We start from the raw sequence: 11,408 nt of genomic DNA, 5'->3' as shown, positions 1-11,408 counted from the left end.
GTCATCGTTAACGTCCTTCGCGAGCAAGCTCGCTCCTACACGGGAACCGGTTGCTGCGCCTCCTGATGGTGCGTGGAGCCAATGAACATATACATCGCCGGCACCATGAATAGCGTCAGCACGGTGCCGATCGACAACCCGGCAAAGATCACCAGGCCCATGTCATGCCGTCCCGCAGCCCCGGCGCCGGAAGCCCACACCAGCGGCACCACGCCCAGCACCATCGCCGCCGTGGTCATCAGGATCGGCCGCAGGCGCACGCCGGCCGCTTCTTCTATCGCCTCACGCTTGCTGTGACCGGCGCGCTGCAACTCGTTGGCAAACTGCACGATCAGAATCCCGTGCTTGGTGATCAACCCCAGCAGCGTCACCAGCCCCACCTGTGTGTACACGTTGATCGAGGCAAATCCCATGGTGATGAACGCCAGCGCGCCGAAGAGTGCAGGGGGCACCGAGAACAGGATCACCACCGGGTCGCGGAAGCTCTCGAACTGGAACGCCAGGGCCAGGTAGACGATCAGGATAGAGAACATCAGCAAGCCGAAGAACCCGCCGGACTCCTGCATGAACTGACGCGATTCACCGGAGAAGTCCGAGGTGTAGCCCGACGGCGCAATGTTGGTCAGGATGGTGTTCAGTTTCGCCAGCAGTTCGCCCTGGGCCACGCCGCTGACGCCCGACAGGGTCGCCGAGTTAAGTTGCTGGAAGTGGTTGATCGACTCCGGCTGGGTGGTGGTTTCGATATGCGCCACGGTTCGCGCCTGGATCATCGCACCTGCGGGCGTACGGATGTAGTAATCAAGAATCTGGTCCGGGTTGAGGCGGTCAACCTGCAACACCTGGGGAATGACTTTGTACGAACGCCCGGCAGTGGAGAAGTAGTTCACGTAGTTGCCGCCCAAAGCGGCGGACAACGCCGCACCGACGTCGGCCTGGGTCATGCCCAGTGCGGCAATTTTTTCCCGGTCCACCACCAGCTTGGCTTGTGGCTTGTCGAGCTTCAGGTCCATGTCGGAGAAATAGAACAGTTGTTGTTTCTGGGCCTCGGCCACCACGGCCTGGGCGACCTCATTGAGGTTTTCCACCGAGTCGGTGGTGGTGATCACAAATTGCACTGGCAACCCTTGGGCGCCCGGCAGTGACGGCAACGGGAAGGCCGCGATGGTCGCACCTGGCACCTGGTTCCATTTTTGCTGAAGATCCAGAATCAATTGGGCCTGGGAGCGTGTGCGGTCGCCCCAGTTTTTGAGCAGCACGCCGCCCAGGCCCTGGTTGAGAATGGGCAGCCCGGTCAGCTGGAACATCTGCGCGTATTCCGGCTCTTTGTTGGCGACCTGGAAGGCCTGGTCGGCAATCCGTTCCATCTGCTGCGGCGAGGCGGTCGGCGGGCCTTTGATCTGCATGAACACCAGCCCCTGGTCCTCGGTAGGCGACAGTTCGCTTTTGGCAGTCATGCCACTGGCCGCCACCAGCAGGAACAGCATAAAGCCGAACGTCACCAGCACCGGCCATACGTTCAGGCCACCTGAGAGTACGCGGTGGTAACGGCCTCGCAACCAGTCAAAGTACTGATCGAGCTTGCGGGCGAAACGACCTTCTTCCTGCCCGGTCTTGAACAGCCGGGAAGTCATCATCGGCGAGAGCGTCAACGCCACCACGGCCGACACGGTCACGGCACCTGCCAGCGAGAAGCAGAATTCCTTGAACAGTGCGCCGGTAAGGCCGCTGCGCAGCCCGATGGGCACGTACGCGGCAATCAACACCACCGTCATCGCGAGGATCGGCCCACCCAGTTCCCGCGCTGCAACCAGCGAAGCCTCCAGCACACCTTTGCCTTCTTCCTTGATATGCCGGTCGACGTTTTCCACCACGATAATCGCGTCGTCCACCACCAGGCCGATGGCCAACACCAGGGCGAGCAGGGTCAGCAGGTTAATCGAGTACCCCAGCAGGTACATGATGAAAAAGGTCCCTACCAACGACAGCGGGATCGCCACCAACGGCACGATTACCGCACGGAACGAGCCGAGGAACAGGTAGATCACCACCGCCACAATGATCATCGCCTCGACAAGGGTCTTCACCACCTCATAAATCGAGGTATTGATGAACTCCGTGGAGTCATACACGATTTCGCCGCGCACCCCGGTGGGCAACTGGGATTGCAGCTCGGGGAAGGCCTCGCGCACGCTGTCGGCGACCGTCAGGATGTTGGCATTGGGGGCCGTCTTGATACCGATGAACACCGAACGCTTGCCGGAAAACGCCACGCTGCTGTCATAGCTTTCGGCGCCGAGGGTGACGGTAGCCACGTCCTCCAGGTACACCAGCGCATCGCCTTTCTGCTTGACCACCAGCCGCTTGAATTCATCCACCGTGTGCAAGTCGGTCCCGGCCGTCAGGTCGACCGTCACCGTTTGCCCGCGGGTGGAGCCGACCGCAGAGAGGTAGTTGTTGTTGGCCAGGGCGGTGGACACGTCTTGCGCTGTCACGTTATGCGCCGCCAGTTTGGTCGGGTCCATCCAGGCGCGCAGGGCGAACTGACGACCGCCGAGGATTTCGGCGGTTTGCACGCCCTGGATCGAATCCAGCTTGGGCTTGACCACCCGCACCAGGTAATCGGTGATGTTGTTGGTGGGCAGGGTGTCGCTGTAGAAACCCAGGTACATGGCGTCTGTGGTCTGCCCGACCGCCACTGTCAGCACCGGCTCCTGGGACTGCGCCGGCAGTTGGTTCTTGACCGAGTTGACCTGGGTATTGATCTCGGTAAGTGCCTTGCTGGCCTCGTAGTTCAGCCGCAGCGTGGCGGTAATCGTCGAGACGCCGGTGATACTGGTTGACGACAAATAGTCGATGCCCTGGGCCTGGGCGATCGCTGATTCAAGCGGCTGGGTGATAAAGCCGGCCACCGTGGACGCGTCCGCGCCGTAGTAAGCGGTGGTGATGGTGACCACGGTATTTTCGGTGCGTGGCCATTGGTTCACCGGCAATTCGAAGATCGAGCGCAGCCCCAGGATCAGGATGAACAGCGAAACCACAATCGCCCAGACCGGCCGCTGAATAAAGGTATCGGTAAGCTTCATGGGACACCTTTAGTGTTCTTGGGGAGTCGGCGCAGGATCGTTCAGCGGCGCGACGCTGTTATCGACCTTCACGGGCGAGCCATTCTTGAGCTTCATCTGGCCACTGGTGATCAGCAGATCGCCTTCCTTCACGCCCGACAGAATTGCCACCTGGTCGCCCCGGGTTGGCCCGGTCTTGATGAAGGTTTGTTGCGCCGTGAGGGCTTCCTCACCCTTGTCGTTCTTGCTCGATGTGGCGATAAACACCGTGGTGCCGTAAGGGTTGTAGGTGACGGATGTCTGCGGCACGGTGAGGTAGCGCTGCGTCGCACCGGAGGTGACAACGGCGCGGGCAAACATCCCGGGCACCAGGTTTTTCTTGGGGTTGTCGACGGTGGCTTCCACCGTGACGTTACGTGTGGTCGAGTCGAACTGGGTGTCGATGGTGCTGATCTTTCCGGTGAAGGTTTGATTCGACAGGCCGTCGGCCGTCACTGAAACCCCTTGGCCGATGGCAATGGCCTCCATTTGAGTCTGCGGCACCGTGAAATCGATGTAGATCGGATCAAAGGTTTGCAGCGTGGCGATCTTGTCGCCGGGGTTGAGGTATTGGCCGGGATTGACGCTGGTGATCCCGATGCGCCCGGCAAAGGGTGCACGAATGGTTTTTTTCGCCACCAGCGCGCGCTGTTGTTCGGCGGCGGCGAGTTTGGCTTTCAGGTCCGCCGTGTCTGTGTCGACTTGTGCCTGGGATATGGCATTAACCGCCAGTTGCGCCTTGTCACGCTTGAGCACGATCACGGCCAGGTCGGCCGTGGCTTCAAGGGAGTGCAGTTGCGCGATGTCCGAGTCGGCATTCAGCTGTACGAGCAGCGCCTGGGCCGCCACCTCTTGCCCCGGCGTGAAGCCGATGGTGCGCACGATGCCGCCCACTTCAGTGGTCACATCCACCCCTCGTACCGCCTTCATTGAGCCCACGGCGGTGACATTCGGTTGCCAGTCACTGAACGGCACCTTCATGGCCGTGACCACAGAAGCGGGCAAGGGCGCTTTTGACTGGGCGATCAGCGCCGAAATCTGCACGAACTTCACCCCGGCAATAATCGCCACAATCACCAGCACCACCACGATCATGATGAGCATCGGCCGCCACAGTCGACGCTTGCGCGGTGCGCCGGGCTCGGGTGGCAGGGGAGAAGCGGTAATGACATCAGCCATGGGTGTTCTCGCTGTTTCAAGAGTTCAGTTCAGTTGAACCGTGCCGAATCGGCAGGCGCTGCCTTGTTCTTGGCCGGCATGATCTCGTTCCACGACGGCAGGCCGAAGCGATCAGGCCGGCCCTTGGTCGCGGGGTCCACATCGGTTCGGTTCCACCAGCCCCCACCCAATGCTTGGAAGAGCGCAGTGGTATCGCTGTAACGCGAAGCTTGCGCCTTGACGCGGGCCAGCACGGTGTTCTGGTAGGTTTGCTGGGCCGTGAGCAGGTTGATGTAGGCCACGGCGCCGAGCTTGAACTGCGCCTGCACCAGGTCGAGGTTGGCTTGCGCAGAGCGCTCGGCCACCACCTGCTGGTTCAGTGCATCGGCATCGGCCTCCAGCGCCCGCAGCGCGTTGGCCACGTCCTGGAATGCGCCGATCACGGTGCCACGGTAGCGGGCTGCCGACTCGTCATAGGCTGCCACGGCCGCGCGTTTACGATGCTCCAGTGCGCCGGCATCAAAGATCGGCTGGGTGATCGACCCGGCGAGGCTCCAGACACCGCTGCCGGCCGAAAATAATTTGGTCCCGCTGGCCACCGTGGAACCCACGGAACCGGTAATGCTGAACTGGGGCAACTGATTGGCCACGGCCACACCAATGTTGGCACTGGCCTGATGCAGTTGCGCCTGGGCAGAACGCACATCCGGCCGCTGGCCGACGATCGCCGAAGGCAGGCTGAGGGGCAGTTCTTCCGGCAAGTGCAAGGAGGCCAGGTTGAAGCGCTCGTCCCGGTCCTGATTGGGAAACCGCCCGAGGTAGGCCATCAACTGGTTGCGGGTCTGGGCTAATTGCTTTTGCAGCGGCGGCAAGCTGGCACGGGTTTGCGCCAGTGCGGTCTGCTGCGTGAGCACATCGGTGTCGCCGATGGCCCCCAGCCGTCGCTGCGCCTGCAGGAGATCGAGTTGGCCGCTCTGGATCCGGATGATCTCCTCGGTGGCCGCGACTTGATCGCGTATCGACGCCAGGCTAACTGCCGTATTGACCACATTGGAGGTCAAGGTGAGGTACGTCGCTTCCAGCTGGAAGCGTTCGTACTCGGCTTGGGCCGAGGTGGACTCAATTTGCCGACGCGTGCCGCCGAACACGTCCGGGGCATAGGACACACTCAGCGAGGCCGAACTCACCGTGAGAATCGGCGACTCCGGGATGCCCGAGGTGACGCCCGAGACTTTCTCGCGGGCTTTCTGCACATTGCCGCTGACGGAAGGGAACAGCGACGCCTGGTCGGCATACACCAGCTCATTGGCTTGGCGCAACGCTGCCTGGGCTGCGCTGACATCCGGGTTGGCACGCAAGGCTTCTTCCACCAGGGCATTCAGGGCCGGTGAGCGGAACAGCGTCCACCATTGCCCGGGAATATCCATCCCCGCGATCAGCCGCTGCGCTGCGCCGCCGGTGTCGATGTCGGCCTTGGCCGTGGAGGTGAGCTTTTCCCGCGAGTAATCGGCGTTCGCCGGCACATCGGGCCGCGCAAAATCCGGCCCGACGGTGCAGCCGGCGAGGGCGATGCACAGCAGACTCAGCGGAGCCAGAAGGTGTGTTTGTCGAAAAAGGGCGTTGAGGTGCGCCCCTGGTTGCGGTGCCGATGCAAGCTGCCGAGGCTGCTCTTTCATATTCACTCTGATTAATCAGTTGGTTAACTGTTTGGTTGAGCAATGACTGGCGGTGCATCAGGCCGACCCATGAAGGGCGCGGGTTGGCTGGGGTGGTCAGGTGGGTTGAACGTTAATTCAAGATCGCGGTAACCGCCAATAGAGGGAATCTTTATCGGGTGGGGTTGCGTGAGGTTCGGGACTATCTCGCGCCAGTGGCATACAGAACGCAGGCATACCAAGAACGACCTGTATGAAGTTAAAGTGCCGGATTGATAAAACGCGTTTTAACCTCGAAAGGGACGTCGATACACCATGAAGAAAGCTTCTCGCATACTGCTGACCCTTATTTTGTTGGGTGGTGGCGCCTCGACCCAGGCGGCTGAGGGTTTCATCGGCACCGGTACCAACGCCGGTAACGGTTACGAGGCCGATGGCCACGGCGGCTTAAGGGGCACCGGGGGCAATCTGGGCGGTGATTACGAACTGCAAAAAGACGGGTCGCTGAAGGGCACCGGCACCAATATTGGCAGGGGTTTTGTTCCGGCTGACGACGGTGGCCTCACCGGCACTGGCAACAACCTGGGCAAACGGTTCAGCCCGGATGGCTCGGGTGGCTACACGGGACACGGCGCCGCCTATGGCGAAGACTACAAGTCTGACGGCAAGGGCTACTTCCGTGGTGAAGACACCGCACTGGGTGGCAGTTGGAGATCCGATGGCAAGGGTGGCTATGAGGGGACGGGGGAAAACCGCAAGCGTGGTTATGAATCCGATGGCCGTGGGGGGTACATCGGCACGGGGAAAAACCGTGGCCGTGGGCTTGAATCGGATGGCAAGGGCGGTTTTATCGGCACTGGCGACAATGCCGGTGGCGGCTGGGTACCTGACGGGTACGGTGGCTACAAGGGAATCGGCAACGTAAAAGGCGAACACTGGCGGCCTGACTGATTTCCTGCCTACCGCCGATAAATGCATTATTTGCATTTTTATCGAATTAGGTTATGCGCAATCAGTATTTTACACGCTGCATCCAGGGCTGCATCGTATAGGCAAGCTGGATTACCTATAAACACTGCCGAGACCGCACGCGCGGATCGACTTTAAATGCTTGAGAAGGCATCTGGAGACGAACGTGCGTTACCTGAGAAAACTGGCGGCCGGGATGGCTGCTTTGCTGTGCCTGAGCGCGAACGCGCAAACCCTGGTGGTGGGTGACCAAAGCTACAACGCCCAGGCCGTGATGGAAGCGGCGGGGGTGCTTGACGATCTGCCCTATACCCTCGAATGGAAGCAATTCACCGCCGGCTCACCGGTGGCAGAAGCGCTCAACACCAACAGCCTGGACATCGGCTTGCTCGGTGATGCACCCGTGCTGTTCCTGGGCGCACTGGGTGCGCCGATCAAAGTGATTGCAGTCAGTCAGCAAAGCCTCGACGGCGTGGCCATCCTGGTGAAAAAGGATTCGTCGATCCACAGCCTTGCCGACCTGAAAGGCAAGCGCGCAGCCCTCTGGAAAGGCTCCTGGAGCCAGCAACTGCTGCTGACCGCGCTGGATAAAGCCGGCGTGCCAAAAGACTCCCTGGAGTTGCGCTACCTCAGCGCGCTGGATGCCTCCCATGCACTGGAAGGCGGTTCAGTTGACGTCATCGCCACCTGGGAACCCTACGTCACCCAACAGGAACGCCAGGGTGCACGCGTGTTGGCGACCGCTGAAGGGCTGATCCCGGCCCAGAGCTTCATCGCTGCCAGCACCCGGGCCGTTGACGGCAAACGTGCGCAAATCAGCGATTTTCTGCAACGCCTGAAAAAAGCCCGTGACTGGACGCGCCAAAGCCCGGCCAATACCGACGCTTATGCCGACGCCTGGGCCAAACGCACCCGGGCTGATGCTGATATCGCCCGTGCCTGGTTTGCCCGGGCGCGCACGACGGTCGAACCACTGACGGCTCAATCGCCTGTAGAGGCGCAAAAGACCGTGGACTTTTTCGCAAGCCAAGGCCTGGTCAAGTCGTACCCGGCAGCCAGGCTGTTCGACGATTCCTTTGCGGCGTCGTTGCAGCCAGCCGTCGCCAAAACCCAGCCCTGAATGCTTCAAGGAACACCTCTGACATGACCAAAAGACAGCTGAAACTTGGCGCCCTGACCATGGGCTGCGGCGGGCCCGGCCGCCACAATCTATGGCTCGATCCTCAACTGCCCGCCGATGCCAGCGTCAACGTCGACTGGTACATCGACATTGCGCGCCAGGCCGAGGCGGCGTTGTTCGACTTGATGTTCATCGTCGACAGCCAGTTCATCACCCCGGGCTCGCCATCCCATTACCTGAATCGGCTCGAGCCGCTGACATTGTTATCGGCCCTGGCCGTAAGCACCCGGCACCTGGGCCTGGTCGGCACGCTGACCACCTCTTACAACTCACCCTATAACGTCGCGCGCCGCCTGGCCTCACTCGACCTGATCAGCAAAGGCCGCGCCGGCTGGAACGTGGTCACCAGTGGCGACGCCGGTACCGCCGGCAACTACAGCCGCGACGAGCATTATGACTACGACACCCGCTATGGCCGCGCGGCCGAACACGTCCAGGTGGTGCAGGGGCTGTGGAACTCCTATGAGGAAGAGGCCTTCGTGCGTGACCGGGCCACCGGCCAATTTCTCGACCCGAGCAAACTCCACAGCCTGAATCACAAGGGCGAGCACTTTTCCGTGGTCGGGCCGCTGAACATCCAGCGCTCACCCCAAGGCCAGCCGGTGATCTTCCAGGCCGGCGATTCGGAACAAGGCCGTGATCTGGGCGCTGCCACGGCCGATGTGATCTTCACCCACGCGGCCAGCATCGAGCAGGGCCAGGCGTTCTACCGGGATATCAAGGGCAGGGCGCTGCAACATGGCCGCGATCCGGAGCAACTGCTGGTGATGCCCGGTGCCGAGATTTATGTGGGCGACACTGATGAGCATGCCCGTGAAATCGAGCAGCACTACCACCAGGCTGACCACAGTTTTGAGCTGGCGTTGAAGGAGTTCGGGCGCAATTTCGGCTGGCATGATTTCAGTCAGTACGACCTGGATGCGCCGTTTCCGCAGGAAAGCCTGGAGGCTGCACGCAGCAGCTTTTTCACGGCGGCCAAACGCATTGCTGACCAGGCACGGGACAAAGGCTTTACGTTGCGCCAGGCGGTGGAGTTTGGGCGGCAGTTGCGCCCGGGGGCGTTTGTCGGATCGGCGCAAACCATCGCGCGCAAGATGGCTGACTGGTTTGAAGCCCGTGCGGTGGATGGTTTTAACATCTACATCGGCCATCCGGAGCAGTTCAACCGATTCACCCAGGAGGTCATTCCGTTATTGCAGGCGCGTGGTGTGTATCGCACGGCGTATGAAGGTACGACGTTGCGGGAAAGCCTGGGGTTGAAGATTCCGCGGTTCGCTCGCAACGGCGGTGTTTGACTCAAAAAAGGCGTTCAGATGAATAAACTGGTTGGCAGTGGATTTTTTTAGACATACTGAGGGTTCAAGCCACTCATTTGTCCCGAGACTTTCCTGATGCCATCCCAACCTGCACAAGGGTCGTTCGATCAGGACGACCGGTATCGACTGCTCGTCGACGCAGTGGTCGACTACGCCATCTACATGCTGGATACCAACGGGTTGATTCGCAGCTGGAACTCGGGGGCGAAGAAGATCAAGCAGTACGAACAAAGTGAAGTGCTGGGCAGGCATTTTTCGCTGTTTTACACCCCGGAAGATCTGGCCTCGGACTTGCCCGGCCGAGCGCTCAAAAGCGCCGAACAGTCAGGCCGCTTCGAGGGCGAAGGTTGGCGCATCAGGAAAGATGGCACGCGTCTCTGGGCGCTGGTGATTATCGACCCGATACGCGCCGACGATGGCACGCTGATTGGCTTCGCCAAAGTCACACGGGACCTGACCGAGCGCAAGGCTGCGGAGCAGGCCCTGCGTCAGAGCGAGCAGCAATTCAGCCTGCTGGTACAAGGCGTCACCGACTACGCGCTCTATATGCTGGACCCCAACGGCGTGATCACCACCTGGAACGCCGGTGCCCAGCGCATCAAGGGATATGAACCGGCAGAAGTCATCGGCAAACACTACTCCCTGTTTTTCCAGCCTGAGGACGTCGACAACAATGTCCCGCAACGCGCCCTTGAAACGGTTATCCGGGAAGGTCGGTATGAAGGGCAGGGAAGGCGCCTGCGCAAAGACGGTACGGGGTTCCTGGCGCATGTGGTTATCGACCCGATAAAGAATGAGCAGGGCGAGCTCGTGGGTTTCGCGAAAATCACCCGGGACGTTACCGAGAGCGTTCAGGCTCAACAGGAGATCAAGGAAACCCGGGAGGCGTTATTCCAGGCCCAGAAAATGGAGTCTCTGGGGCAGCTCACCGGCGGTATCGCCCATGACTTCAACAACCTCCTCATGGTGATTCTTGGGAGCCTCGAACTCGCCAAGAAGCGTGTCCCACCGGACTCCAGAACCTACTCATTACTGAATAACGCCATCGCCGGCGCCCAGCGCGGTGCGACGCTGACACAGCGGATGCTGGCCTTTGCCCGTCGCCAGGAGCTTGATCCGCAGCCTGTGGATGTAGGCGAGCTGATCAGAAACATGTCAGACCTGCTGTCCCGCATGCTAGGCGCAGGCATCAGCGTCGACACACAGTTCCCACTGATCCTGCGGCCGGTATTGGTCGACATGAGCCAACTGGAAATGGCAGTGATGAACCTGGTGATCAACGCCCGGGACGCCATGGAAGGTCGGGGCAGGATTCTGATTTCGGCGAGGGAGGATACGTATCCCGGCAGGCCGAATGACTCGGAAAGGCTGATTTGCATCGCTGTCACCGACACCGGGCCCGGGATGGATGACGCGACCTTGCAACGGGCCATGGAGCCGTTCTTCACCACCAAGGGCGCAGGAAAAGGCACGGGGCTTGGTCTTTCGATGGTCCATGGCCTGGCAGCCCAGTCACAGGGCCACTTTGTGCTGAAAAGCAAGGAAGGAGAGGGCACAACCGCAGAACTCTGGTTACCGGTGGCGCTGTTGGATACCACACAGTTTGCGGCGCAGGCATCAACTGCAAACACGCCCGATGCCCCGCATCAGCAAAGCCTCGAGATTCTGCTGGTAGACGACGACCCGCTGGTGCTGATCAGCACGGGGGCCATGCTTGAAGATCTGGGCCATCATGTTGTGGCGGCGGCAGATGGGCAGGCTGCGTTGGCGTTCCTGGCGCAAGGCGCGCGCTTTGACTTGGTCATTACGGACATGGCGATGCCGGATATGACGGGGATTGAGTTGGCTGGCAACATCGAGACGCTGTACCCCGAGCTTCCCCTCATTCTTTCGTCTGGATTTGCAGAGATATCCCTGGACCTCAAAACCACATTGACGCGCTTGCCCAAGCCGTTTGATCAATCGGCATTGGCGAAAGTGATCGCCGAAACCATGCGCACCCGGATCGAAAAGCCGTGTTGAACCAGAG

Annotated in this window: 7 protein-coding genes; 4 read left to right on the top strand and 3 right to left on the bottom strand. The window is 60.7% G+C overall.

The window, feature by feature from the left end; all coding sequences use genetic code 11:
* Nucleotides 1-35: 35 nt before the first annotated feature.
* The 3 genes from SNL23_RS14355 to SNL23_RS14345 are packed head-to-tail and all read right to left on the bottom strand — an operon-like array spanning nucleotide 36 to nucleotide 5,935.
* A complete protein-coding gene (locus SNL23_RS14355) occupies nucleotides 36-3,083 on the bottom strand; it encodes an efflux RND transporter permease subunit (RefSeq protein WP_167664319.1) in 3,048 nt (1,015 codons plus the stop codon).
* 9 nt (nucleotides 3,084-3,092) lie between these two features.
* Nucleotides 3,093-4,280 (bottom strand): efflux RND transporter periplasmic adaptor subunit, encoded by a 1,188-nt coding sequence (locus SNL23_RS14350; RefSeq protein WP_318302553.1) that lies wholly within the window; start codon nucleotides 4,278-4,280, stop codon nucleotides 3,093-3,095.
* A gap of 29 nt (nucleotides 4,281-4,309) precedes the next feature.
* The gene (locus SNL23_RS14345; protein WP_318302552.1) at nucleotides 4,310-5,935 is read right to left on the bottom strand and encodes an efflux transporter outer membrane subunit; all 1,626 of its coding nucleotides are present in this window, start codon (nucleotides 5,933-5,935) and stop codon (nucleotides 4,310-4,312) included.
* Between the two features lie 294 nt (nucleotides 5,936-6,229).
* Between SNL23_RS14345 and SNL23_RS14340 the strand changes: the two genes are divergently transcribed.
* The 4 genes from SNL23_RS14340 to SNL23_RS14325 all read left to right on the top strand — a co-directional run bounded on the left by SNL23_RS14340 (nucleotide 6,230) and on the right by SNL23_RS14325 (nucleotide 11,401).
* Entirely contained in the window at nucleotides 6,230-6,865 is a 636-nt protein-coding gene (locus SNL23_RS14340; protein WP_318302551.1) for a hypothetical protein, read from the top strand.
* A 184-nt stretch (nucleotides 6,866-7,049) separates the two neighbouring features.
* Nucleotides 7,050-8,003 carry an ABC transporter substrate-binding protein gene (locus SNL23_RS14335; RefSeq protein ID WP_076013458.1) on the top strand — a complete coding sequence of 318 codons (954 nt, stop codon included), beginning with the start codon at nucleotides 7,050-7,052 and terminating at the stop codon, nucleotides 8,001-8,003.
* Between the two features lie 23 nt (nucleotides 8,004-8,026).
* Nucleotides 8,027-9,358, top strand: a complete 1,332-nt coding sequence (locus SNL23_RS14330; RefSeq protein WP_318302550.1) for an LLM class flavin-dependent oxidoreductase — start codon at nucleotides 8,027-8,029, stop codon at nucleotides 9,356-9,358.
* Between the two features lie 96 nt (nucleotides 9,359-9,454).
* On the top strand, nucleotides 9,455-11,401 hold the full coding sequence (locus SNL23_RS14325) for a hybrid sensor histidine kinase/response regulator (RefSeq protein ID WP_318302549.1): 1,947 nt from the start codon (nucleotides 9,455-9,457) through the stop codon (nucleotides 11,399-11,401).
* The last annotated feature ends 7 nt before the right edge of the window (nucleotides 11,402-11,408 follow it).

Origin of the sequence: Pseudomonas sp. SED1, from assembly GCF_034044025.1 — a bacterium.
In the GTDB taxonomy this organism is placed as follows: domain Bacteria; phylum Pseudomonadota; class Gammaproteobacteria; order Pseudomonadales; family Pseudomonadaceae; genus Aquipseudomonas.
This window is presented reverse-complemented; position numbering and strand designations above follow the sequence as displayed.

Coding starts and splice junctions, on each gene's coding strand:
- SNL23_RS14325 (WP_318302549.1), top strand. CDS start 9,455: ATGCCATCCCAACCTGCACAAGGGTCGTTCGATCAGGACGACCGGTAT.
- SNL23_RS14340 (WP_318302551.1), top strand. CDS start 6,230: ATGAAGAAAGCTTCTCGCATACTGCTGACCCTTATTTTGTTGGGTGGT.
- SNL23_RS14350 (WP_318302553.1), bottom strand. CDS start 4,280: ATGGCTGATGTCATTACCGCTTCTCCCCTGCCACCCGAGCCCGGCGCA.
- SNL23_RS14345 (WP_318302552.1), bottom strand. CDS start 5,935: ATGAAAGAGCAGCCTCGGCAGCTTGCATCGGCACCGCAACCAGGGGCG.
- SNL23_RS14355 (WP_167664319.1), bottom strand. CDS start 3,083: ATGAAGCTTACCGATACCTTTATTCAGCGGCCGGTCTGGGCGATTGTG.
- SNL23_RS14330 (WP_318302550.1), top strand. CDS start 8,027: ATGACCAAAAGACAGCTGAAACTTGGCGCCCTGACCATGGGCTGCGGC.